The organism is Polaromonas sp. (assembly GCF_029945895.1).
Taxonomy (GTDB): Bacteria; Pseudomonadota; Gammaproteobacteria; order Burkholderiales; family Burkholderiaceae_C; genus Polaromonas.
Map to the genome: position 1 here is coordinate 21,769 of NZ_JAQSDL010000076.1, position 23,523 is coordinate 45,291.

The 23,523-nt window shown below is 63.3% G+C and carries 19 protein-coding genes; 16 read left to right on the forward strand and 3 right to left on the reverse strand.

Annotated features, from left to right (window positions below):
* Window positions 1-384 precede the first annotated feature (384 nt).
* The 9 genes from PSV33_RS08595 to PSV33_RS08635 all read left to right on the forward strand — a co-directional run bounded on the left by PSV33_RS08595 (window position 385) and on the right by PSV33_RS08635 (window position 13,166).
* Complete coding sequence (locus tag PSV33_RS08595) at window positions 385-2,004, forward strand: ShlB/FhaC/HecB family hemolysin secretion/activation protein (RefSeq protein ID WP_300560641.1); 1,620 nt, start codon at window positions 385-387, stop codon at window positions 2,002-2,004.
* A gap of 19 nt (window positions 2,005-2,023) precedes the next feature.
* The gene (locus tag PSV33_RS08600) at window positions 2,024-4,576 is read left to right on the forward strand and encodes a filamentous hemagglutinin N-terminal domain-containing protein (protein WP_300560643.1); all 2,553 of its coding nucleotides are present in this window, start codon (window positions 2,024-2,026) and stop codon (window positions 4,574-4,576) included.
* 12 nt (window positions 4,577-4,588) lie between these two features.
* Window positions 4,589-5,407 carry an iron dicitrate transport regulator FecR gene (locus PSV33_RS08605; RefSeq protein ID WP_300560645.1) on the forward strand — a complete coding sequence of 273 codons (819 nt, stop codon included), beginning with the start codon at window positions 4,589-4,591 and terminating at the stop codon, window positions 5,405-5,407.
* A gap of 234 nt (window positions 5,408-5,641) precedes the next feature.
* The gene (locus PSV33_RS08610) at window positions 5,642-7,594 is read left to right on the forward strand and encodes a PhoX family phosphatase (protein ID WP_300560647.1); all 1,953 of its coding nucleotides are present in this window, start codon (window positions 5,642-5,644) and stop codon (window positions 7,592-7,594) included.
* Window positions 7,595-7,708: 114 nt separating this feature from the next.
* Window positions 7,709-8,563 (forward strand): GNAT family N-acyltransferase, encoded by an 855-nt coding sequence (locus tag PSV33_RS08615; RefSeq protein WP_300560648.1) that lies wholly within the window; start codon window positions 7,709-7,711, stop codon window positions 8,561-8,563.
* The gene (locus PSV33_RS08620; RefSeq protein WP_300560649.1) at window positions 8,563-9,423 is read left to right on the forward strand and encodes a UDP-2,3-diacylglucosamine diphosphatase; all 861 of its coding nucleotides are present in this window, start codon (window positions 8,563-8,565) and stop codon (window positions 9,421-9,423) included. The genes PSV33_RS08615 and PSV33_RS08620 overlap by 1 nt, the downstream gene beginning before the upstream one ends.
* Window positions 9,420-10,487: a glycosyltransferase family 1 protein gene (locus tag PSV33_RS08625; protein ID WP_300560651.1), complete on the forward strand. Its 1,068-nt coding sequence runs from the start codon at window positions 9,420-9,422 to the stop codon at window positions 10,485-10,487. The genes PSV33_RS08620 and PSV33_RS08625 overlap by 4 nt, the downstream gene beginning before the upstream one ends.
* 88 nt (window positions 10,488-10,575) lie before the next feature.
* The gene (gene ppk1, locus PSV33_RS08630; RefSeq protein WP_300560924.1) at window positions 10,576-12,690 is read left to right on the forward strand and encodes a polyphosphate kinase 1; all 2,115 of its coding nucleotides are present in this window, start codon (window positions 10,576-10,578) and stop codon (window positions 12,688-12,690) included.
* A 5-nt stretch (window positions 12,691-12,695) separates the two neighbouring features.
* Window positions 12,696-13,166 (forward strand): histidine phosphatase family protein, encoded by a 471-nt coding sequence (locus PSV33_RS08635; protein ID WP_300560652.1) that lies wholly within the window; start codon window positions 12,696-12,698, stop codon window positions 13,164-13,166.
* 167 nt (window positions 13,167-13,333) lie between these two features.
* Here PSV33_RS08635 and ppx read toward each other — a convergent pair whose 3' ends face one another.
* A complete protein-coding gene (gene ppx, locus PSV33_RS08640) occupies window positions 13,334-14,824 on the reverse strand; it encodes an exopolyphosphatase (protein WP_300560654.1) in 1,491 nt (496 codons plus the stop codon).
* Window positions 14,825-15,139: 315 nt separating this feature from the next.
* Between ppx and pstS the strand changes: the two genes are divergently transcribed.
* From pstS to phoR, 7 genes are all read left to right on the forward strand, one after another.
* Window positions 15,140-16,171, forward strand: coding sequence for a phosphate ABC transporter substrate-binding protein PstS (pstS, locus tag PSV33_RS08645; RefSeq protein WP_300560656.1), 1,032 nt, complete (start codon window positions 15,140-15,142; stop codon window positions 16,169-16,171).
* Window positions 16,172-16,283: 112 nt separating this feature from the next.
* Window positions 16,284-17,264 (forward strand): phosphate ABC transporter permease subunit PstC, encoded by a 981-nt coding sequence (pstC, locus tag PSV33_RS08650; RefSeq protein ID WP_300560658.1) that lies wholly within the window; start codon window positions 16,284-16,286, stop codon window positions 17,262-17,264.
* A gap of 34 nt (window positions 17,265-17,298) precedes the next feature.
* Window positions 17,299-18,153 (forward strand): phosphate ABC transporter permease PstA, encoded by an 855-nt coding sequence (gene pstA / locus PSV33_RS08655; RefSeq protein WP_300560660.1) that lies wholly within the window; start codon window positions 17,299-17,301, stop codon window positions 18,151-18,153.
* A gap of 54 nt (window positions 18,154-18,207) precedes the next feature.
* Window positions 18,208-18,993, forward strand: a complete 786-nt coding sequence (pstB, locus tag PSV33_RS08660; RefSeq protein ID WP_300560661.1) for a phosphate ABC transporter ATP-binding protein PstB — start codon at window positions 18,208-18,210, stop codon at window positions 18,991-18,993.
* Between the two features lie 2 nt (window positions 18,994-18,995).
* Complete coding sequence (phoU, locus tag PSV33_RS08665; protein WP_300560663.1) at window positions 18,996-19,697, forward strand: phosphate signaling complex protein PhoU; 702 nt, start codon at window positions 18,996-18,998, stop codon at window positions 19,695-19,697.
* Between the two features lie 16 nt (window positions 19,698-19,713).
* The gene (gene phoB, locus PSV33_RS08670; protein WP_300560665.1) at window positions 19,714-20,412 is read left to right on the forward strand and encodes a phosphate regulon transcriptional regulator PhoB; all 699 of its coding nucleotides are present in this window, start codon (window positions 19,714-19,716) and stop codon (window positions 20,410-20,412) included.
* Between the two features lie 28 nt (window positions 20,413-20,440).
* Window positions 20,441-21,781, forward strand: a complete 1,341-nt coding sequence (gene phoR, locus PSV33_RS08675) for a phosphate regulon sensor histidine kinase PhoR (protein WP_300560666.1) — start codon at window positions 20,441-20,443, stop codon at window positions 21,779-21,781.
* Between the two features lie 33 nt (window positions 21,782-21,814).
* Here the strand turns inward: phoR and PSV33_RS08680 are convergent, their stop codons facing one another.
* On the reverse strand, window positions 21,815-22,735 hold the full coding sequence (locus PSV33_RS08680; RefSeq protein ID WP_300560668.1) for a carbon-nitrogen hydrolase family protein: 921 nt from the start codon (window positions 22,733-22,735) through the stop codon (window positions 21,815-21,817).
* The gene (locus PSV33_RS08685) at window positions 22,732-23,406 is read right to left on the reverse strand and encodes a GNAT family N-acetyltransferase (RefSeq protein WP_300560669.1); all 675 of its coding nucleotides are present in this window, start codon (window positions 23,404-23,406) and stop codon (window positions 22,732-22,734) included. The genes PSV33_RS08680 and PSV33_RS08685 overlap by 4 nt, the downstream gene beginning before the upstream one ends.
* Window positions 23,407-23,523: the final 117 nt, after the last annotated feature.

The window sequence follows — 23,523 nt, forward strand, 5'->3', positions numbered from 1 at the left end:
TTCTCCCACAGCGGATCGCGATTCCCAGGCGGTCAGCCGGGATGCAAACTGACGCCGGTAAAAAATTCAGTCATTGTGGCCTCCAGCCTTTACCCTGTAAGCGCAAGCAGCTATGTAATTGATAGCGTACCGGCTTCGCTCACGTGACCCTCAGCAATGGCGTGCACGGCGCGCGGCGCGGGAACAGGGCGGCGCAAGACGCGGGCGACATCGGGGTTGCGCCGACGGAACTTGCCTGAATGCCTTGGCCGTCCCTACCGGTTCTTGGGTTAGGATGCCCACAGACAGTAACACTCTGTTCTGCGCTCCACTGGTTTTCGATGCAGGCCTTCACGAGGCCCTTTGGCAATACACGGGCATCCGAAGACTCAACCTGATCAAGCCTTGAAAAAAACAAAAGTTGGGGCGCGGCTCGGCCGTACCCGCGCGTTCTGCGTATTCGCTGCCCTGGCAGCAACCGGGCTCACAGCACAGGCGGCCAATGAAGAGGCCAGCAGCGGGCCGCGTTTTGCCATCTCGGGTTTTGCTGTAGACGGCAACAGCCTGCTGGCCGGCGCCGAGGTGGACGGGGTGCTTGCGCCCTTCATCGGCCCGCAGCGCAGCTTCGGCGACGTGCGCCGCGCGGTGCAAGCATTGCAGCAGGCCTATCTTCAGCACGGCTACAGCGTGGTTCTGGTGCAGTTGCCGGAGCAGGAGCTGGCCCAGGGCGTGGTTCGCCTCAAGGTCATCGAGCCGCGCATCGGCAGCGCGCGCGTGGAAGGCAACCAGCAGTTCTCGACCGGGAACATTCGCGCCAGCCTGCCCGCGCTGCGCGAAGGCGCCACGCCCAACATCCGTGACATTTCGGCCAGCCTGAAGGTGGCCAACACCAACCCGGCCAAGCAGCTCACGCTGGCGCTGCAGACAGGCGACCAGCCCGAGACGGTGGACGCGGTGATCAGCGTGACCGAGGACAAAAAGCCCTGGCGCCTGGGCCTGAATGCCGACAACAGCGGCAGCACGGAAACCGGCCGCACCCGCCTGGGCGTGCTCTTCCAGCATGCCAACCTCTGGGACCTGGACCATGTGATGACGCTGCAATACACCACCTCGGCAGAAAAGCCGTCGAACGTGAGCGTCTACGGCGTGGGGTACCACGTGCCGCTGTACGCGCTGGGCGACTCGATGGATTTTTTCGCCAGCCAATCCAACGTGGACTCCGGCACGCTGACGGCCGGCGTGCTGAATCTGCAGGTCAGCGGCAAGGGCAAGGTGTTTGGCGCGCGCTACAACCATTCGCTGCCGCAATGGGGCGACCTGGTCTCCACGCTGACCTACGGCGCCGACTGGCGCGCCTACGTCAACAACATTGATCTCGCCGGGTTCAAGCTGGGCGATGAGATCACGGTCCATCCGCTGTCGCTCAGCTATTCCGGCCAGCTGGCGCTGCCCTCGGCCACGCTGGGCGTGCAACTGACCGCCCTGCAGAACATCCAGGGCGGACAGAATGGCCGCGCGGCGGACTTCAGTCGCCAGCGCGTGGGGGCCTCGGCCAGCTACCGCATTCTGCGTTACGGCGCGGGCTACAACCACCAGCTGGCCCAGGACTGGCAGTTGCGCCTGCAGTTCAATGGCCAGGCCACGCGTGATGCCCTGGTGCCCGGCGAACAGTTCGGCGCCGGCGGCGCGGGTTCGGTGCGCGGCTTCCGGGAGCGTGAAGCGGCCGGCGACCAGGGTCATTTCGCCGGCGCGGAAATCCAGACGCCCAACTGGTGCGCGGCCAGTGCGGCGTTCGCGGTGCAGTGCCGGGCACTGGCTTTTGTGGATGCCGCCAGCGTGTCCCGCAACAAGGCGCTGCCGGGCGAGGTGCAGCGCACCTCCCTCTCCAGCGCCGGCCTGGGACTGCGTTTTGTGCTGGATCGCAGCGCCAGCCTGCAGGTGGACTACGGCCGCGTGATCGACGGTGGCGGCACCCGCGCGGCCGGCGACAGCCGGGTGCATGTCGCCCTGGCCCTTTCCTATTGACCGAGCCGAAAGAATGCAGATGAAACCCAACCCCGCACACACTGCCAGGGCCTTGCTGGCAGCGGCGATCCTGTTCACCGGCGGCGTCGGCGCCCAGACCGTCGTCAACGGCCAGGCCAGCTTCCAGCAACTGGGCAGTGTCCGCACGGTCACCAACACGCCCGGCACCATCATCGAGTGGCCCGCCTTCTCTATCGCCGCGGGCGAGGCCACACGCTTCGTCCAGCAAAGCGCCGCAAGCGCGGTGCTCAACCGCATCACAGGACAGGACCCGTCGGTGATCCTGGGCGCACTGCAATCGAACGGCCGTGTCTTTCTGATCAACCCCAACGGCATTCTGTTCGGCGCTGGTGCGCAGGTGAACGTGAACGGGCTGGTGGCCTCCACCCTGGCCCTGTCCAACGCCGACTTCCTGTCCGGAAAGATGAATTTCAGCGCCGGCGCCGTGGCCGGCCGCGTCGCCAACCAGGGCAGCATCGGCACGCCGGAAGGCGGCCAGGTGCTTCTGATCGGGCCGCAGGTGGAAAACAGCGGCCTCATCCATGCGCCGGGCGGCGATGTGATGCTGGCCGCGGGCCGCAGCGTGAAACTGGCCGACAGCGGCAGCCCGGCCCTGCATGTGGTGGTCAGCGCGCCGCAGGACCAGGCCATCAACCTGGGCCAGATCGTGGCGCAAAGCGGACGCGTCGGCATCTACGGCAACCTGGTCAGCCAGCGCGGTCTGGTCAGCGCCGACCGGGCCGCGGTCGGCGCCGCCGGGCAGATCGTGTTCAAGGCCAACGGGGACTTGCTGCTGGAGGCCGGCAGCCTGACCAGCGCGAGCGGCGCCGGGGTGGGCACGGGCGGCACCATCCATCTGCTGGGCGAGCGCGTCGCCCTGACCGGCAACGCGCGGGTGGACGCCAGCGGCGAGACTGGTGGCGGCACGGTGCTCGTCGGCGGCGACTACCGCGGCCAGAACCCGGACATTCTCAACGCGAAGCAGGTCTACATGGCCGGCGACGCCTTCATCAGCGCCGACGCCCTGAGCGCCGGTAACGGCGGCAAGGTGATTGCCTGGTCCGACGGCACCACGCGTGTCTACGGCAGCATCAGTGCCCGCGGCGGCGCGCAGTCGGGTGACGGTGGCTTCGTCGAAACGTCGGGCCACGTGCTGGACATGCAGGGGCGGGTAGACACCCGGGCAGCGAATGGCCGCGTCGGCACCTTGTTGCTGGACCCGACCAACATCTTCATCGCGACCAACCAGGCCAGCGCCACGGAGGCGGGCATGGTGGGCGGCGACACCTCGGCCGACGCCGACACCTTCGTCGCCGTCGGCGCCGTGGGCGACTCGCTGCTGACCGTGGCGACCCTGCAGGCAGCACTTGCCAACACCCAGGTGGTCGTCACCACCGACAACGCGGCCGGCACCGGCGCCGGCAACATCCAGGTGGTGGACGCCGTGAGCTGGACCAGTGACACGAGCCTGACGCTCAATGCCACCGCAGACATCAAGCTCAATGCCACCATCACCGGTGGTGCAGGCAGCCGGCTCGCGCTCAACAGCGCCACCGGCAACATCAACCAGACCGCCGCCATCACCGTGGTGGCGCTGTCGGCCACCGCAAGCGCCGGGTCGGTCAACCTCACCAATCCGGGCAACCAGGTACAGCGGGTGGCCGGTTTTGCCAATGGTGCCGGCGGCTTCAATTTCCGCAACAACGGCACGCCGCTGACGATTGGCGTGGCCGGCCCGCAAACCGGCATCACGTCCGGGGGCAGCGGTCCGATCAACGTGAATGTGGCCGGCAGCCTCACGCTGCTCAGTCCTGTCACCTCGCGCTCGGGCGACATCGTGCTGGCCGGCAACACGCTGGACAACCAGTCCACCGTGAGCTCCACCAGCGGCGGCGTGACGGTGCAGGGCGTCGTGCTACGGCCCTCGCTGGCCAGCTGCATCGCATCCCCATCCACCAGCGGCTGCTCGGCGGTGCTGCCGACACTGTCGCAATGTATCAACGCTCCGACGACCGCAGGCTGCTCGGTGGTGTTGCCCTCGCTCGCCACCTGCGTCGCCGCGCCCGTCACCGCGGGTTGCGTCAGCGTGCTGCCGACCTTTACCCAGTGCATTGGTACACCCACCCTGGCGGGCTGCGCGGCTGTGCTGCCGTCGCTGGCGCAGTGTTCCGCCAATCCCGCCTTGCAGGGTTGCAATGTCGTGTTGCCATCGCTGGCGCAGTGCTCCGCCAATCCCACCTTGCAGGGGTGCGGTGCCGTGCTGCCGACGCTGGCGCAGTGCACGGCTTCGCCGGGCTTGCAGGGTTGCAGTGCCGTATTGCCGACGCTGGCCAAGTGCGCGGCGGCTCCTGCGACGCAAGGGTGCAGCATCGTGCTGCCGTTTACGGCTGGCACGAATTCGTCCCTGACCATCGCATTGAATTCGACGGTCGACCTCATCAACACCAGTGTCACCGGCAATACCAGCAGCGCTGCGAAGCCGGGCGACGCGAAGGCAGTGGACAAGACGAACGTCGCCGGCAGTGATTCCGGTACAAAAAGTGACGTGGCCAAAAAAACGTATTGCAACTAAGCGGCGCACACCATGAAAATTCATTTCACTGTCATTGCTTCCTTCCTGTTCACGCTGTCGCTCTTTGGCAACCAGGCGGCCCACGCCGGCACGCCAGCCGGCAAGGTGACCCAGCTCAGCGGATTCGTCATGGCGTTCAAGGCCAATGGCGCCCTCAAAGTGCTTGCTACACAATCCGTGGTTGAAACGGGTGACACCCTGGTGAGCGAGGAGAACACCTACGTTCGCATTGACCTGGCCGACGGCCGCCAAGCCGTGCTGGGCCCCCAGACCCGGATGACAATTGCCAGCGCCACCACGGTGAGTCTGGCGACGGGGCAGCTTCAGGTTCTCGCTCCTGCGCAGCCCGGCACCGGCCGCCTGAGCATCGAGGCGGGGGAAACCACCGTCGATGCCGGTGAGGCCAGCTTCAATCTCTTTTACAGCCCGGACCCGGCGACCGCCATCGCGCAGCGCGCCTATGCACGGGCCAGCCTGGCGGCGGTCACCCCTTCGGTGCGAAGTGATGCCGGCAGCGTCCTGCCGGTGTGGGAAAAGCTTGCACAAGGTCCTGTGCCGCCGGTCCCGGGAGGCGGCCGGGCACCGGGCCTGTATGTGCAGGTGCTCGATGGGCTCATCACTGTCACTAACCCTGCGGGAACGTCAAACTTTTCGGCCGGGCAGTTTGGATACACGTCTTCCGTCAGGTCGCCGCCGGTGACCATTCCCATCAATCCCGGCATCAGATTCACGCCGCCCCCGGCATTTTCGTCTTCGACTCCCAGCCCGGGCAGCAGTGGCTCGTCGGCCGGGAGCAACAAAAGCGCCGCCGTCGACTGCGAAGTGCGCTGACGCCAGGGATCGTATCTGCAGCTTGCCCCAACTGCGCCAGACCTTCTCGCACGACAGGCAACCCCGTACCCGTCCCCGCGGAACCACCGACGGGTCAGTGGAGCCTGCGGCTGAGGCGACGGCCAGCCACAGAGGCAAACGGATGTCATCAAACTGCCATCAAACCGACATGAACACGTCACCCTCAACTTCCAGAATCTCTCCATCAGTCAAAAACACGATGGAGAGTGAGTCATGGGTCAGGGATTCGGCAAGGATTACGAGCAGGGTGAAGGCGTCAACACGACGTCCAATCCCTTTATTCATGAAGTAGACGGCGAGCGTCGCCATGTGCTGCGCTGCACGACGGCGGCGGTGGCGCTGCTGATGGGGTCGCACACGCTCACCGCCAGTGCTGCCGGCGTTGCCAAAGGCAAACCCCTGGGTTTTACCGGTGTGCCGGTGTCCAGCGCCGATGCGCTGGTGGTGCCGCCCGAATACGAGGCACAGGTGCTTTACCGCTGGGGTGACGCGACCGGTATGGCAGGGTCGGCGGCGCCGGCCTTCAGCGCCGACGCATCCAACAGCTGGCAGGAGCAACTGTTGCAGTCGGGCATGCACCACGACGGCATGGAATTTTTCCCGCTCGACAAGAACCCGCGCCACGGCCTGCTGGCCATCAACCACGAATACACCGACGATGGCCTGTTGCACAGCGACGGCATGAAGACCTGGACCGCTGACAAGGTGCGCAAGTCGCAGGCGGCACACGGCGTCAGCGTGATCGAGGTGGTGGAACGCGCCGGTGTCTGGCGCGTGATGCCCAATTCACGGTATGCGCGCCGCATCACCGGCAACACGCCCATGCTGTTCAGCGGACCGGCCGCAGGGCACGCGCTGCTGAAAACCGCTGCCGATCCCGAGGGCATGCGGCCGCTGGGCACGCTGAACAATTGCGCCGCCGGGCAGACGCCCTGGGGCACCTTTCTGACCTGCGAGGAAAACTGGAACGGCTATTTCTCCGCGCAGGACAAGCCAAACCCGGACGAGGCGCGTTACGGCCTGCGCGCCAAGGGTTTTGGCTACCGCTGGCACGAGTTTGACGAACGTTTTGACGTGGCCAAACACCCCAACGAGCCGCAACGCTTTGGCTGGGTGGTCGAGATCGATCCGCAGGACCCGACACAGACTCCGATCAAGCGCACCGCGCTGGGCCGCATCAAACACGAGGGGGCGACGACGACCTTGAGCCGCGACGGCCGCGCGGTGGTTTACATGGGCGACGACGAGCGTTTTGAATACATCTACAAGTTTGTCAGCCGCGACAAGGTCAAGCCCGGTGGCTACCGCGCCAACAAGGACATCCTGGACCACGGCACGCTGTATGTGGCGCGGTTCGATGCGCAGGGTTACGGCCGCTGGCTGCCGCTGGTGTTTGGCGAGGGCGGCCTGAATGCCGCCAGCGGCTTTGCCAGCCAGGCCGAGGTGGTGGTGAAGTGCCGCCAGGCCGCCGACGTGGTGGGCGCCACCAGGATGGACCGCCCTGAATGGGTGGCGGTGCACCCCAACACCGGCGAGGTGTTTGTCACGCTGACGAACAACAGCAGCCGCGGCAAGGACGGCCGCATGGTTGACGCGGCCAACCCGCGCAACGACAACATCATGGGCCACATCATCCGCTGGCGCGAAGGCAAAAGCCGGCAGGGCAACGCTGTCAGCCGGCTCGACGGCGATGCCAGTGCCACCGAGTTCCGCTGGATGCACTTTGCGCTGGCCGGCGACCCGAACGCCGACAAGGCCGAATACCGCGGCACCATCAAGGGCGACATGTACGGCAGTCCCGACGGTCTGCAGTTCGACGCGGGCGGCCTGCTCTGGATACAGACCGACATTTCGACCTCGGCCATGCACAAGGGTGCTTACAAGGGCATCGGCAACAACATGATGCTGTGCGCCGACCCGGCGACCGGCGAGACCAAACGTTTCCTGACCGGTCCGGCCGGCTGCGAGATCACCGGGGTCAGTTTCACGCCGGACCGCCGCGCTGTCTTCATCAACATCCAGCACCCAGGCGAGACCGCCAGCGAACGCAGCGATCCGGCCCAGCCGAAGGCGGTGAGCCATTGGCCGGACGGCCCGGCGGGCGGACGGCCGCGCTCGGCCACTGTCGTCATCCGGCGCAAGGATGGCGGCGTTGTCGGAACCTAGAAAGTCAAAGCCCCTGCAACGGGGCTTTTTTACGGAAATTTTTGAGCTTCGAGAGTCGAGAGTCGAGAGTCGAGAGTCAAGTGTCATTTGCGAGAAGACAACCAGGAGTCCATCATGAAAGAACTGCCCAATCCCACCTTTGCATTGTCGCCAGTCGCAATGCCACGGGGGTCACTTCATCAAAGCTCTCATGCTGCCGATCCGGTCGCTGTTCAAGGGACTGCGCCGGGGAAAATCCAGGTAGGCTGGGCCAGGCACCAGGACGAGGTCCGGCAAGCGCAGCGGCTGAGGTACCAGGTCTTTGCGCTGGAGATGGGGGCGACGCTGCCCAGCACGGTGCCGGGCCACGACATCGACCTGTTCGATGATTTCTGCGAACACCTGCTGGTGCGCGACGAAGCCAGCCAGGAAGTCATAGGCACCTACCGCGTGCTCACGCCGACCCAGGCCAAACGCGTGGGCAGCACCTACAGCGACACCGAGTTCGACCTCACGCGCCTGCGCGCCCTGCGCGAACGCATGGTCGAGCTGGGGCGCAGTTGTGTGCATGCCGAGCACCGCCACGGCGGGGTCATCCTGGCTTTGTGGGGTGCGCTGGCCGAGTTCATGGCGCGCAACCAGCTCGACACCATGATTGGCTGTGCCAGCATCCCGATGCAGCACAGCGCTCATCCGGAATATGGCAGCGGCCATGCCGCGGCCAGCATCTGGCGGCAGGTGCGGCAAAGCCACCTTGCCGCCATTGAATACCACGTGACGCCGCGCCTGGCCCTGCCGGTCGAGCAGCTCGATGACTCGCTGGACGTCGAGCCGCCAGCGCTGATCAAGGGCTACCTGCGCCTGGGCGCCAAGGTCCTGGGTGCACCGGCCTGGGACCCGGACTTCAACTCTGCCGACCTGCCCATGATGATGCGCATTGCCGATCTGCCGCCGCGTTATCGCAAGCATTTCTCCAGCAAGGCGACCTGATGCGCACGCTGTTCGACAAGCTCGGCGCGCTCAACCATGGGGGTACGCCGCCCGACGATGACCATGATGACGCGGCATTGCGCCAACGCTACCGCAGCATCTTCATTTCCGACCTGCACCTCGGCACACCTGGCTGCCAGGCTGCGGCGCTACTGGACTTTCTGAGGGCCCACCCCAGCGACCACCTCTACCTGGTGGGCGATATCGTGGACGGCTGGCAGCTGCGGCGCAAATGGTACTGGCCGCAGTCGCACAATGACGTGGTGCAAAAGCTGCTGCGTCGTGCACGCAAAGGCTGCCGGATCGTCTATGTGCCTGGCAACCATGATGAGTTTGCGCGTGAGTTTATCGGTCATCAGTTCGGTGGTATCGAGGTGGTCGAGGAAGCCGTGCACACCACCGCCGACGGCCGTCAGTTGTGGGTTGTTCACGGTGACTATTTCGACGCGGTGGTTCAATGTGCCAAATGGCTGGCCTACGTGGGCGACAACCTCTATGAATTCACGCTCAAGCTCAACCGCCACCTCAACAGCCTGCGCGCGCGCATGGGGCTGCCCTACTGGTCGCTCTCGGCCTACCTCAAACACAAGGTCAAGAGTGCGCTGAACTACGTCACCGACTTTGAAGTCGCAGTAGCCAACGAGGCGCGCCGGCGCGGCCACCAGGGGGTGGTCTGCGGCCACATCCACCGCGCCGAAATGCGCGACATCAACGGCGTGCTCTATTGCAATGACGGCGACTGGGTTGAAAGCCGTACCGCGCTGGTGGAACACTACGACGGCAAGCTCGAGCTGCTGCACTGGGCGCCGTCCCATGAAACGCAGGGCCGGGGCCACATGGCGGGCACGGTGGCCGCATGAGGGTCGCCCTTGTTACTGACGCCTGGCAGCCGCAGGTCAATGGCGTGGTCACCACGCTGGTGGAACTGGTGCGTGAACTGCAGACCTTGGGCCACACGGTGGAAGTGGTCCATCCCGGTCTTTTCAAAACGCGGCCTTGTCCGGGTTACGCCGGCATCGACCTGGCCGTGCGTCCCAAAGCCTTGCTGACCGCCAGACTGGATGCTTTCGCGCCTGAAGCCATCCACATTGCCACCGAAGGCCCGCTGGGCTGGGCGGCACGCAGCTATTGCGGCAAGCGCGACCTGCGTTTCACCACCGCCTTTCACACCAAGTTTCCGGAGATCCTCCACGCCGCATTGAAAATCCCGCTGTCCTGGGGTTATGCGCTGTTCCGCTATTTCCACAAGGCTTCGTCAGGCGTCATGGTGCCGACCCACGGTGTGTTGCGCATGCTGGAGAAACGCGGTTTTCGCCAGCTGCGCAGCTGGACGCACGGGGTGGACACCACGCTGTTTCCGTTTCATCCCGGTGCGCGGCTTTACCCGCCCATGGGCACCCTCGTGCGGCCGGTGTCCCTGTTTGTCGGTCGTGTGTCGTATGAGAAAAACATCGAGGCCTTCCTGGCGCTGGACATTCCGGGGACCAAGGTGGTCTGCGGCGTCGGGCCGCTGGAGGCTTCGCTCAAGGAGCGTTATCCGCAGGTGCGCTGGCTGGGTGTGCTGCCGCGCGACGAACTGGCCAGGGTCTACGCTGCCGCCGATGTGTTTGTTTTCCCCAGCCGTTCCGAAACTTTCGGCCTGGTGATGCTCGAAGCCATGGCCAGCGGTACGCCCGTCGCGGCTTACCCGGTCGACGGCCCGCTTGAGGTGCTGGGGAAACCAGACGGCAGCCACCATGGCGGTGTTCTGGATGAGGACCTGAAACGCGCCTGTTACAAGGCGATGGCGGTCCCACGTCACGAGGCCCGCGCCCGTTCGCTGGACTTCAGCTGGGCGCATGCTGCAAAACTGTTCGAAGGCCACCTGGTGCCGGTTCGCAGCAAGGCCAAAAGTACGTTGGTGACGACCCAGGCCCTGGTTTGAAACATTTGTCATGATGTTGTCACGCTTTTGTCATCAAATCCATTCACACTGACAAGTCAGATTCATGACAATTACCAGTTCGGACGGCATGTTGCAAACTTCTGCCACTTCACCCTTGGCTGCGGGCCTGATCGCCGCGCCTGCAGCGGTCCAGTTTCTGGACCGGGACCACAGCATCCTGGCGTTCAACGAGCGGGTGCTGGACTGGGCCAAACGGCCCGACGTGCCGCTGCTGGAGCGGCTGCGCTTCCTGTGTATTGTTTCGTCCAACCTGGACGAGTTTTTCGAGGTGCGCGCCGCCTTGCACCTGACGGCCGCGCTCAACCAGGAGCAAAAGGCGCCTTACTCGGCCGAGTCTTTCAAGACCCTGTCTGCCGCTGCCCACGACATGGTGGCGCGCCAGTACGCGTTGTACAACGACGAGTTGATGCCGGAATTTGCGAAGCAGGGCATACGGATTGTTTCGCACGGCGACCGCAGCGCGGCCCAGCGCCGCTGGGTCAAGGCCTACTTCGAACGCGAGGTGCAGCCGTTGTTGATTCCTGTCGGGCTGGATCCTTCGCACCCGTTTCCTCAGGTCGCCAACAAGTCACTCAATTTCATTGTGCGGCTGGGCGGGCGTGACGCCTTCGGCCGCGAAAATGACATTGCGATCGTCAAGGTGCCGCGCGTACTGCCGCGCCTGATCCACATGCCCGACAAGGGTTCGCAGAAAAAGCTGCTGTTTGTCTCGCTGTCGAGCATCATCCGCGCGCATCTGGCCGACCTGTTTCCTGGCCGCGAGGTGGGTGAGTTTTCGCAGTTTCGCGTGACACGGCACTCTGACCTGGCGGTTGATGAAGACGACGTGAAAAACCTGCGTACCGCCTTGCGGCTCGGGCTGGAGCAAAGGCACTACGGGCTGGCAGTGCGCCTGGAGGTGTCGGCGGGTTGCTCCAAACACCTGTCGGATTTCCTGCGTAGCCAGTTCAACCTGCCGACGGAGGCGCTGTACCGGGTGCATGGTCCGGTCAATCTGGTGCGCCTGACCCAGCTGGTGGACCTGGTCAATGATCCGAAACTGCTTTTTCCGCCGTACAAGGCCTGTTATCCGACGCAGCTGGTACCGGGGCAGTCGTTTTTTGAACGCCTCAAACAGGGCGACGTATCCATCCACCAGCCCTTCGAGAGTTTCAATGGCGTGCTCGATTTCCTGCGCGAGGCGGTGAACGATCCACAGGTGCTGGCCATCCGGCAGACCATTTACCGCACCGGTCCGGACTCCGAACTCATGGTCCTGCTGCGCGAGGCTGTGCGTCGCGGCAAGGAAGTCACGGTGGTGCTGGAGCTCAAGGCGCGCTTCGACGAGGAAGCCAACATCAACTGGGCCGAGATGCTGGAGTCGATCGGGGCGCAGGTGGTGTATGGCGTGGTCGGGCTGAAGACCCACGCCAAAATGCTGCTGGTGACGCGGCGAGAAGGGCGGCAGCTGGTGCGTTACGCCCATTTGTCCACCGGCAACTACAACCCGAACACCGCGCGCCTGTACACCGATGTGAGCTACCTGACTGGCGACCCGGCGCTGACCGCAGAAATTGACAGCGTCTTCGGGCATCTGGCAAGCCAGAGCAAATTGCCCCGGTTGCAGCGCCTTCTGGTGGCGCCGTTTCAGTTGCACCGCAAACTGATCGAAAAAATCGACGCCCTGGCGGAGGCCGCAACGCTCGGCAAGGACACGCGCCTGGTGGCCAAGATGAACGCCCTGACCGACGAGGGCCTGATGCTGGCCCTGGTCCGGGCAGGGCAGCGCGGCGTGAAAATTGACCTGGTGGTGCGCGGCGCCTGCATGCTGCCTGCCGGCGTGCCCGGGGTGACGGACAACATTCGCGTGCGTTCCATCATCGGCCGCTTTCTGGAGCATTCACGCGTCTTCTATTTCCGTTGTGACGGGGAGGAGACCCTGTACCTGTCCAGTGCCGACTGGATGAACCGCAACATGCTGCGACGTGTGGAGCTGGCCTGGTCGGTGACCGATCCCGTGATGCGCCAGCGCATCATCGACGAATGCCTGGTTGCCTACCTGCATGACAGCCAGGACGCCTGGGACTTGCAGCCCGATGGAACTTACCTGCGGGCCGGTGCTTCGCCTCAGGGCATGCAGCACGGTGCGCAGGCCGCGCTGATGGCCCGTTATTCGGCCGGCGGCGCTGCGTTGCAAGGCTAGACGCGATGGACCTGATCCTGTGGCGTCATGCAGAGGCTGAAGAGTTGCCTGCCGACGTGCAAAGCGGGAACGACCTCGAACGTTCACTGACGCCGAGAGGCGAGAAGCAGGCGGCACGCATGGCAGGCTGGCTGGACCGGCAGTTGCCGGAGCGGGCGCGCATCCTGGTGAGTCCGGCGCGCCGCTGCGAGCAGACGGCGCTGGCGCTGGGGCGCAAGTACAAAATCCGTGCGGAACTCGGGCCCGATGCACCGCCATCGCAACTGCTCGAACTGGTGCAGTGGCCGGGAAACAAGCTGCCTATTCTGGTGATCGGCCATCAGCCGACGCTGGGGCAAACCATCGCCCAGTTGCTGGGCTTGCAGGAAAGCGAATGCCCGGTGAAGAAGGGGGCGCTCTGGTGGCTGCGCACGCGTGAGCGCGAAGGAGGCTTGCAGACCGTGCTGGTTACCGTGCAGTCGCCGGAACTTCTTTGAATGGAACCGGTTGAACCCGCACAGCACCGGCCCGAAAAACCGGTGTCCTGTCCCGCAAATAAAGGCGATGTGAAATCGTCCCGTCAGCGGGCAGGCGGCGTTGCTCGTCCTTGCCTGACGACTGACTGAACAATTTCATTGCTTGACCTTATTTACGGGACAGGACACTAGGCGCCCGCCAGCGCCAGCGTCCAGGGTGTTTTCTGCCAGGCCAGGACTTCTTCGCGCAACAGATGCGCTGACTGGGGGAAGGCCTCGGCCCAACCTGGCCGGCAGGCCAGGGAAAACTGGCGCTGACCGGCGCCGGCGATCTGCATGCCCCTGACGTCGGGGTCGCGGCGCGCATGGCAGAGGATCACCGCCAGCCGCAGGCACAGCAGCTGCAGTACGAAGACCTCGTCATCGAAATCGGCTTCCAGCTTGCGCAGCTTGCCGCGGTGGCCCAGCACCAGCAGGCTCAGGCGGTGCAGTTCCTGCAGCGTGAAGCCCGGGGCGTCGGCGTTGTCCAGGATGTAGGCGCCGTGCTTGTGGTAGTCGCTGTGCGAGATGTGGCTGCCGATTTCATGCAGCAGGGCGGCCCAGTCGAGTTTGCGCTGGACGCGGCCCAGCTCGGCCACGGACAGGCCGGTGCAGGCCTGTGCAAAGAGGGCGCGGGCCACCCGGCTCACGCGCTCGGCCTGCACCGTGTCGATGTCGAATTTGCTGGTCAGCCGCTGCACGCTGGTCGAGCGCAGGTCGGTCGTTTCCCCTTCGCGCTCCAGCAGGTCATACAACACGCCGTGGCGCAGGGCGCCTTGGGCGGTCTGCATCTGCGTGATGCCCATCAGCTCAAACACCGCGCGCAGCACGCTGACGCCTCCGCCTATCACGGCGCGCCGGTCGTCCTTCATGCCTTCAAGCTTGAGGCGCTCCGCACTTTGGGCCTTGAGCAGGCGGTCCAGCAGCCAGTCCAGTCCCTCGCGAGTCACCAGACCCGCAGGCCAGCCCGCAGCCACCAGCACATCGCTGACAGCACCCACGGTGCCCGACGAGCCGTAGGCCACATCCCAGCCGCCACGGTAAAGGTTGATGGCTTCGTCCAGCACCGCCTTGGCGGCCACCTCGGCCGCCTGGAAAGACCTCGCACTGAACTGGCCATCGGGGAAATACTTCATGGACCAGCCCACGCTGCCAACGCGGTAGGACTCCATGGTCACCGCGTCAAGGCCCTTGCCCAGGATCATTTCGGTGGATCGGCCGCCGATGTCCACGACCAGGCGGCGTTCGCCGGACTGGGGCAGCAGGTGCGCCACGCCCTGGTAGATCAGGCGCGCTTCCTCGCGCCCGGAGATCACATCGATGGGAAAACCCAGCACCTTGTGGGCGCGCTGCAGAAAGACGTCGCGGTTACGGGCTTCGCGCAGGGTCTGGGTCGCGACGGCGTGCACTTCCCCCTTTTTGAAGCCGGCGAGTCGCTCGCCGAACCGGGCCAGACAATCCCAGCCGCGCTGCATGGCTTCCTGCGTGAGGTTGCGCTCCTCATCCAGGCCGTTGCCTTGACGCACGGTTTCCTTGAGGTATTCGGTACGGTGGATCTGGCCGTGATCGAGACGGCCTATTTCGAGGCGGTAGCTGTTGGACCCAAGGTCCACGGCAGCCAGGCGGGTTCCATTTTGCATGTGTGAGTGAGTGTTGGGGCGCAGCCAGCATAGCATTCACGCGGAAGGCTGGTGCCTGGACAGGCACGACGGCAGGGCCCAGGAAGGGCTGCCTGCCGCCGGGGATGCCTTCCAGGCAGGCAGAATGCCTGGCCCCTGTGACCGGGCTGTGAAACCCGGCTCAATCCGGGACTGTGGTCAGGGCCCGGTGGTGGGCGCAACGCATGTCCGATTGGCAAAATCCTGCCCCATTTATTCATGCATTTGTCACGTACCTGTCACATTGCGCTTCTACAGTACAGGCTGTTACCCGTTTATCCAACCGTAAGGAGCCACATGAAACACAAGCGCACTTTCCTCAAAGCAATGGCCGTCGCGGCCTTTGCCACCTTGGGCATGGGTTCCGCCATGGCAGCCGACATCACCGGCGCCGGCGCGACCTTCCCATTTCCCATTTATGCCAAGTGGGCTGAAGCCTACAAGAAGGCGACCGGAGTAGGCCTGAACTACCAGTCCATCGGTTCGTCCGGCGGCATCCGCCAGATTCGTGCCAAGACGGTTGCTTTCGGCGCGTCTGATGCACCGGTGCCAGGCGCCGACCTGGACAAGGACGGCATGGTCCAGTTTCCCGCGATCATTGGCGGCACCGTGCCCGTCATCAACCTCGAGGGCTTCAAGCCTGGCGAGCTGCGTGTCACTGGTCCTGTACTCGCCGAGATGTTCCTGGGCAAGATCGTCAAGTGGAACGACGCCAAACTGGTGGCCCTGAACCCCGGCAAGACACTGCCTGACCAGAACATCACCGTGGTGCACCGCGCCGACGGCTCGGGAACCACCTACAACTGGACCGACTACCTGACCGTGGTCAGCAAGGAGTGGGCTGACACCGTGGGTAAGGGCGCTGCCGTGAAGTGGCCTGCACCGTCCTCTGTCGGCGGCAAAGGCAACGAGGGCGTGGCCGCCAACGTGAACCGCGTCAAGGGGGCAGTGGGCTATGTGGAATACGCCTATGTGAAGAAAAACAACATGAACTTCCTGCAGCTGCAGAACGCCGAGGGCAAGTATGTGAGCCCGGATGATGACGCCTTTGCTTCCGCTGCAGCGGGCGCCGACTGGTTCAGCGTTCCCGGCATGGGCATTTCCATGGTCAACGCCAAGGGCGCAAAGAGCTGGCCGGTGAGCACGGCGTCATTCATCCTGATGTACAAGGACCCCGCCGACAAGGCCCAGTCCGCCGAGGTGTTAAAGTTCTTTGACTGGGCTTTCAAGAACGGCAAAGGCATGGCTTCCGAGCTCGACTACGTGCCGCTCCCCGACGCGCTGACAGCCCAGATCCGCACCAAGGTGTGGTCGCAGATCGCGAAGTGAGTTGAACCGATCCTGAAATGACATCCGCAGCCCGGCAAGGTCGGGCCAGCGGATGTCGGTTTATCGGATTGGACGATCTCACCTGGGAGTCAAAATGAGCGTGGAAATCACCATGAATCCGCTAAACGCGCCTGTGGAAACCGCCAATTCCAACATGGCGTCGATCGCCAGACGGCAACGGTTCGAGGACATCCTGTTTCACCGGGTGACCCAGAGCTTCTCGCTGCTGGTGCTGATCGCCCTGGTGGGCATCATTGTTTCCCTGTTCATCAACGCCTGGCCCACCTTCCATAAGTTCGGCTTCAACTTCATCTGGCGTGTTGAATGGGACATCATCAACGAAGAATTCGGTGCCGCGATTGCCATCGTTGGCACCATTGCCAGTGCCGGGCTGGCCATGCTGATTGCGGTCCCGCTGGCCTTCGGTATCGCGCTGTTCCTCACGGAGACCTGCCCGGTCTGGCTGCGCCGCCCGCTCGGTACGGCGGTTGAACTGCTGGCTGCTGTGCCTTCCATCATTTACGGCATGTTTGGCCTGTTTGTGTTTGCGCCGTTGTTTGCCGACTATTTCCAGATGCCGGTGCAAAAACTGCTGGGTGGCATGCCGCTGATCGGTTTTCTGTTCGGCGGCAGCACCAACGGTTTCGGCATCCTGGCTGCCGGCATTGTGCTTGCCTTCATGGTTCTGCCGTTCGTGGCTGCGGTGATGCGCGACGTGTTCGAGATCGTGCCACCCATCCTGCGCGAGTCAGCCTATGGTCTGGGATGCACCACTTGGGAAGTGGTCAGGCGGGTAGTCCTGCCCTACACCCAGAAGGGCGTGATCGGCGGGATCATGCTTGGCCTGGGCCGGGCCCTGGGTGAAACCATGGCGGTGACATTTGTGATCGGCAATGCCAACCGCATGCCCACCTCGCTGTTTTCGCCGGGCACGTCGATTGCATCCACGCTGGCCAACGAATTCGGAGAAGCAGCCGATTTTCACCTCTCCACACTGTTTGCGCTGGGTTTTCTGCTCTTCGTCATCACCTTCATCGTGCTTTCGCTTGCCAAGATACTGATGTTGCGCGCCGAAAAGGCCAAGGGCCTCTGAGCCTGCCTCACTTCAAACAAATCGGGAAGCCCTGATGAAATTCAACCAACAACTCTACGCACGCCGCAGGCGCTCCAACGCCATCGGCCTGACGCTTTCCATGGGCGCCATGGTGCTCGGTCTGGTCGTGTTGCTGTGGATCCTGAGCGTGCTTTTTGCCAACGGCTTTGCTGCGCTGGACTGGAACATGTTCACCCATTCCACGCCCGCACCCGGCAGCGAAGGCGGCGGGCTGGCCAACGCGATCGTTGGCAGCCTGATGATGGTCGGTTTCGCGGTACTGGTGTCCACGCCCATCGGCGTTTTCGCCGGCGTGTACCTCGCCGAGTACGGTGATGAGAGCAAGACAGCCGAACTGACGCGTTTCGTCACGGACATCATGCTTTCGGCCCCCTCGATCGTGCTGGGCCTGTTTGTGTATGCCATCGCAGTGGCCACGGTGGGAAATTTTTCGGGGTGGGCTGGCAGTCTGGCACTGTCGCTGATCGCTGTGCCAGTCGTTGTGCGCACGACTGAAAACATGATGCGCCTGGTGCCCGGCAGTTTGCGTGAAGCGGCCTTCGCGCTGGGTGCCCCCCGCTGGAAAGTGGCTACGCTGGTCACCTTGCGGGCGGCCAAGAGCGGGGTCATGACAGGCCTGCTGCTGGCGGTGGCGCGCATGAGCGGGGAGACAGCACCGCTGCTTTTTACCGCGCTCAACAACCAGTTCTTCAGCACCGACATGGGCGCGCCCATGGCCAATCTGCCGGTCGTGATCTTCCAGTTCGCGCTCAGCCCCTACGACAACTGGATACGTCTGGCCTGGGGAGGCGCCTTGCTGATCACGCTGTCGGTACTGGTGCTCAACATCGTGGCCCGCGTGTTCCTTCGTGAAAAGGCGCCGGGTTAAGGCCGCCGTCTCCTCGTTCAAAACATCTGACTTTTTCAAGACCCGGAATCAACCATGCCAGATACCCCAGCCGCCGTGCAAGCGAAAAAAAACGCTCTTGAGCTGCGCAATCTCTATTTCTTCTACGGCAAATTTCAGGGTCTCAAGGACGTCAACCTGAATATCGAGGAGCGCAAGGTGACGGCTTTCATCGGTCCGTCGGGTTGCGGCAAGTCCACGCTGCTGCGTACGCTCAATCGCATGTACAGCCTCTATCCTGGCCAGCGCGCCGAAGGCCAGATCAATTTTTATGGACAGAACATCCTCGATGCCAAGCAGGACATCAACCTGCTGCGGGCCCGCATCGGCATGGTCTTCCAGAAGCCCACCCCTTTTCCGATGTCGATTTACGACAACATCGCTTTCGGTGTGAAGCTGTATGAGAACCTGAGCAAGGGTGAAATGGACGACCGCGTCGAATGGGCCTTGTCCAAGGCGGCGCTTTGGAACGAGGTCAAGGACAAGCTCAGCCAGAGCGGCCTGTCCCTGTCGGGCGGCCAGCAGCAGCGACTTTGCATCGCCCGCAGTGTGGCGGTCAAGCCTTCGGTGCTCCTGCTCGACGAACCCACATCCGCGCTGGACCCGATTTCCACGGGCAAGGTGGAGGAGCTGGTGCATGAGCTGAAGCAGGATTACACCATCGCCATCGTCACCCACAACATGCAGCAGGCGGCGCGTTGCAGCGACTACACCGCCTACATGTACCTTGGCGAACTCATCGAGTTTGGCGAGACCGACCAGATATTCCTCAAGCCAAAACGGCAGGAAACTGAAGATTACATTACAGGAAGGTTTGGTTGATCATGAGTGACAAACATCTGTCCAGCCAGTTCGACAGCGAACTGACCAGCGTCTCCACCCGAGTCATGGAAATGGGCGGGCTGGTTGAGTCCCAGATTCGCACTGCGGTGTATGCGCTCGCCCAGTTCAGTGCCGAAGCTGCCACTGAAGTCACCGACATGGAGTCTCGCGTGAATGCCATGGAGGTGGACATTGACCGGGAGCTGTCGTCCATCATTGCGCGCCGCCAGCCCACGGCCCGCGACCTGCGTCTGTTGATCGCCATCTCAAAAACCACCGCGAATCTCGAGCGTGCCGGTGATGAGGCGGAAAAGATTGCACGCATGGTGCGCTCCATCATCGACAGTGGCGCCACGCGCACCTTGCCGTCGTCCGAGCTGCGCATCGCTGCCGACCTGGCCTCCGGCCTGCTTCGCAAGGCGCTCGACGCCTTTGCCCGGCTCGATGTCAATGCGGCGGTTTCCATCCTCAAGGAAGACGATGCCATCGACAAGGAGTTTGACGGTTTCGTGCGCAAGCTGATTACCTACATGATGGAAGATCCCCGAACCATTTCCTCCAGCCTGGATCTGCTGTTCGTGGCCAAGGCCATAGAACGCATCGGCGATCACGCGAAAAATATCGCGGAATTCATCATTTACGTGGTCAAGGGCGCCGACGTGCGCCACACCTCCATGGAGGCGATAGAGTCCGTGGTCCGCTGACCATGCACCGCTGCTTATGAAGACTGTACCCCGCGTATTGGTGGTGGAAGACGAGCCGGCGATCGCCGAGCTTGTTGCCGTCAACCTCAGGCACAACGGCTTTCAGCCCATCTGGGCGGCCGACGGCGATGCTGCCCAGCGCGAGCTCGATGCCGTGTTGCCGGATGTCATCCTGCTGGACTGGATGCTGCCTGGCCACAGTGGTCTGCAACTGGCCAAGAAATGGCGTTCCAGCGCGCGCACCAAGGCCATCCCCATCCTCATGATCACGGCCAGGGGCGACGAGCCGGACAAGATTGCCGGGCTCGATGCCGGGGCGGACGACTACATCACCAAACCCTTTTCCACCCAGGAATTGCTGGCTCGCATTCGCGCGGTGCTCAGGCGGCGCGCGCCCGAGGCGGTGAATGACAGTGTGGCGGTCGGTGGACTGGTGCTCGACGCGGCGACCCACCGCATTTCGTTCCAGAACCAGGAGCTCAAACTGGGACCGACGGAGTTCAAGCTGCTGCACTACCTGATGAAACATGTAGAGCGGGTCCACAGTCGGGGCCAGTTGCTCGACAAGGTCTGGGGCGATCACGTGTTCATTGAGGAACGCACTGTGGATGTCCATGTCAAACGTCTGAGGGAAGCCCTGGGCCCCGCGGGCGCCCTGGTGGAGACGGTGCGTGGCGCGGGTTATCGGCTGACAGCCCATCCCCGAAGCCAGTGAGGGAGGGTTTTTCCTTCACAATGCGCGCATGATCTGGCGCCTTTTCCGATTTTTCCTGTTCCAGCTGGCGGGCGCACTGTTGGGCAGGCTCTTGCTTGACGGCGGCAGTCCCGCGCAGGGCGCCATCCTGGGGCTGCTGGCGGCGAGTGCATTGTGGGTGCTGATTGATCTGCGGCGAGGCGCCCGCCTGCTGCTCTGGCTCAAGCGTGGCGAGACTGCTGCTCCGGCCAGGGTGGGTGGCCTGTGGGGCGAAGTGGCCGACCGGATCTGGCGCTTGCTGAGGGCGCTTGAACTCAAGGTGGCTGACAGCGAAACCAGGCTGCAGGAGTTCCTGGCTGCCATTCAGGCCTCTCCGAACGGGGTGATCCTGCTCGACAAAAACAACCGCATCGAATGGTGCAACGAGACCGCGACGGGCCATTTCGGCTTTGACCCGAAAAAGGACATCATGCAGCATATCGGCAATCTGCTGCGCGATCCCCATTTTGCGGGCTATCTGGCAGGCGACGACTATCTGCACGAGGTCGTGATCATTGGTCCACGCAGCACGGCCAGCCGCCCTGTCAGGCTGGCAGTGCATTTGCATCTTTACGGCGAAGGACGCAAGTTGTTGCTGTCGCGTGACGTCACGGCAATGGAGCAGGCTGAAACCATGCGCCGCGATTTTGTGGCCAATGTGTCGCACGAGATCCGCACACCGCTGACCGTGCTCACGGGTTTTGTGGAAACACTGCAGACCCTTCCGCTCAATGACGAGGAACGCGCCCATTACCTTGCCCTGATGGCCAGGCAGGCTGAGCGCATGCAGACGCTGGTCAACGACCTGCTGACACTTTCACGTCTGGAGGGCAGCCCGCCGCCGGGGAGCAGCGAATGGGTGTCCGTGCGTTCCCTGTTGGTCCTGTGTGAACAGGAGGGACGTTCCTTGTCGGCGCTGCTCACCGAAGGAAGCGGGAAAAAGCATGAGTTGCGGGTGGAGGAGGCTGCCGATGAGCAGATCGCCGGCTCGCAGGCGGAATTGCTCAGCGCGATGTCCAACCTGCTCAACAACGCGGTTCGCTACACGCCTGCGGGCGGCCGCATCGAGGTCATGTGGCAGAGACTGCCGGATGGTCGTTCCGAATTTTCCGTCCGCGATTCCGGGCCTGGCATCGCGCTTGAGCACATTCCGCGGCTGACCGAGCGTTTCTACCGCGTTGACAGCAGCCGCTCACGCGAAACCGGCGGCACCGGGCTGGGCCTGGCGATTGTCAAACACGTGACGCAGCGCCATGGAGCCGAACTGCGCATCGAAAGCCAGCCGGGCCAGGGTTCACGCTTTTCCATCGCTTTTCCTGCCGCCCGGGTGCGCCAGCTTCAACCCGTCTGATTTCCCGGGCTGGTGCTGCCCTGACTGGCTGCGTCAGACCGTGGAGATGATCTCGACATCGTTGGCATAGACGTCGATCCGCTTGTCGTACAGGGGAATGGTGGTGCCGTTGACCCGGTTGCTCACCAGCTTGCCCAGGTCCACGTCGGCAATCACGATCTGTTCCATGTTGGGCACACCCTCGGCAGCGATGCCGTCACGCGCGAAGGGAAAGTCGGAGGGGGTGATGATGGCGGCCTGCCCGAAATGAAGGCCCAGCCCTTCGACGGCGAGATTTCCCACGGTGCCGGTGACGGCAACGTACACCTGGTTTTCGATGGCGCGGGCATGGCAGCAGTAGCGAACCCGCCAGAAGCCCTGCCTGTCATCGGTGCAGGAAGGCACAAAAATAATGTCAGCCCCCTGTTCGCACACCTTTCTGGAGAGTTCGGGAAATTCGATGTCGTAGCAGATCAGGATGCTGATGCGCCCGTACGGCGTTTCAAACACCTTCAGCTCATTGCCCGGGTCACCCTTCCATTTTTCCTTCTCCCAGCGCGTCAGATGAATCTTGTCCTGGGTGAACACCTTGCCGCCGGGCGTGAAAAGGTAGGCGGTGTTGAGCAGGCGCCCATTGGTGATGGTCGGGTGGCTACCGCCGATGATGTGGACACCCCAATGGGCGGCGAGTTCGGTGAACAATGCAATGTAGCGGTCGGTGTAGCTGTCCATTTCCCGCACGGCACGACGCAGGTCACTCGTGTCCATGAAAGACAGCAGCTGCGTGGTGAAAATTTCGGGAAACATCACGAACTGCGGTTTGTAATCACCGGCGGCCTTCATCACGAAGCGGACCTGGTTCTCAAAACCGTCCCAGTCGCTGATGGCGCGCAGCAGGTACTGAACGGCGGCGATGCGTACCGTGGTCTGCTGGGGCTTGTGCGCGGGTTCGCGCGCGAGGTCGGTGCTGCTCATGCTGTTGCCTCCTCCTGCAGGGCCGCGGCCAACTGCAGGGTGGGTTTTCTTGTGGGGTCGTAGTCCGGGTTGACCCAGGCGATCAATGCGGCATGACCGAGGGATTCGCTGTCTTCGGGCAGGTAGTTTTCCATGATGCCGCAGTAGCGGAATCCTTCACGCAGCTGAAAGCTCAGGACAGGGTCCACAAAGTCACCCCACAGCGTCTTTTTTGCATAGAGTTCTATAGACATCTGCTGTGCGACAACGCTGTACCCCGGCAGCCTGCCGCAGGCAATGATTCGCCGGAGGTTGAGTTGCCGACAAATGCGGCGCCGGCCTTCATACAGGGCGTGGCCTACCCGTTTGCCACGCAGGCGCGGGTCGACGAAAACCTCCGCACCGTACAGGGTGAACCCTGCCGGGTTGTGTGTGTCGAAGGTGCCTGCGGCCGTGATCTGGGACCAGGTGTGTTCGTCTGCCCATTCGTCCCATGCAATCACCAGCGAGCTGGCGCAGCCCACAATGCGCTGGTCCAGCGTGGCGACCAGCTGACCTTCGGGGAACAGGTCCAGTTGATGGACAAGCTGGTCGCGCCGCCAGGGAGCGATGGTGGGGTAGACATGGGCCTGCAGCTTCAGCAAGGCGTCGATGTCTGCGCGGGAGGTCGGACGAACGGATAATTTGGTCATACGTCATTCTCCTTCTGGGGCCAAGCTTTGCCAGAGCGTGTTGCCGCAAACGGCCGTAGGAGAAGAGCGGCATTGCCCGCGTCGTGTCTCGGGCCCGTCTCGCCCCCGTCTCGCGCC

Coding starts and splice junctions, on each gene's coding strand:
- phoB (WP_300560665.1), top strand. CDS start 19,714: ATGAAGACTGTACCCCGCGTATTGGTGGTGGAAGACGAGCCGGCGATC.
- PSV33_RS08610 (WP_300560647.1), top strand. CDS start 5,642: ATGGGTCAGGGATTCGGCAAGGATTACGAGCAGGGTGAAGGCGTCAAC.
- PSV33_RS08635 (WP_300560652.1), top strand. CDS start 12,696: ATGGACCTGATCCTGTGGCGTCATGCAGAGGCTGAAGAGTTGCCTGCC.
- pstB (WP_300560661.1), top strand. CDS start 18,208: ATGCCAGATACCCCAGCCGCCGTGCAAGCGAAAAAAAACGCTCTTGAG.
- pstC (WP_300560658.1), top strand. CDS start 16,284: ATGAATCCGCTAAACGCGCCTGTGGAAACCGCCAATTCCAACATGGCG.
- PSV33_RS08680 (WP_300560668.1), bottom strand. CDS start 22,735: ATGAGCAGCACCGACCTCGCGCGCGAACCCGCGCACAAGCCCCAGCAG.
- PSV33_RS08600 (WP_300560643.1), top strand. CDS start 2,024: ATGAAACCCAACCCCGCACACACTGCCAGGGCCTTGCTGGCAGCGGCG.
- phoU (WP_300560663.1), top strand. CDS start 18,996: ATGAGTGACAAACATCTGTCCAGCCAGTTCGACAGCGAACTGACCAGC.
- ppk1 (WP_300560924.1), top strand. CDS start 10,576: ATGTTGCAAACTTCTGCCACTTCACCCTTGGCTGCGGGCCTGATCGCC.
- ppx (WP_300560654.1), bottom strand. CDS start 14,824: ATGCAAAATGGAACCCGCCTGGCTGCCGTGGACCTTGGGTCCAACAGC.
- PSV33_RS08620 (WP_300560649.1), top strand. CDS start 8,563: ATGCGCACGCTGTTCGACAAGCTCGGCGCGCTCAACCATGGGGGTACG.
- PSV33_RS08625 (WP_300560651.1), top strand. CDS start 9,420: ATGAGGGTCGCCCTTGTTACTGACGCCTGGCAGCCGCAGGTCAATGGC.
- pstS (WP_300560656.1), top strand. CDS start 15,140: ATGAAACACAAGCGCACTTTCCTCAAAGCAATGGCCGTCGCGGCCTTT.
- PSV33_RS08605 (WP_300560645.1), top strand. CDS start 4,589: ATGAAAATTCATTTCACTGTCATTGCTTCCTTCCTGTTCACGCTGTCG.
- phoR (WP_300560666.1), top strand. CDS start 20,441: ATGATCTGGCGCCTTTTCCGATTTTTCCTGTTCCAGCTGGCGGGCGCA.
- PSV33_RS08685 (WP_300560669.1), bottom strand. CDS start 23,406: ATGACCAAATTATCCGTTCGTCCGACCTCCCGCGCAGACATCGACGCC.
- PSV33_RS08615 (WP_300560648.1), top strand. CDS start 7,709: ATGAAAGAACTGCCCAATCCCACCTTTGCATTGTCGCCAGTCGCAATG.
- pstA (WP_300560660.1), top strand. CDS start 17,299: ATGAAATTCAACCAACAACTCTACGCACGCCGCAGGCGCTCCAACGCC.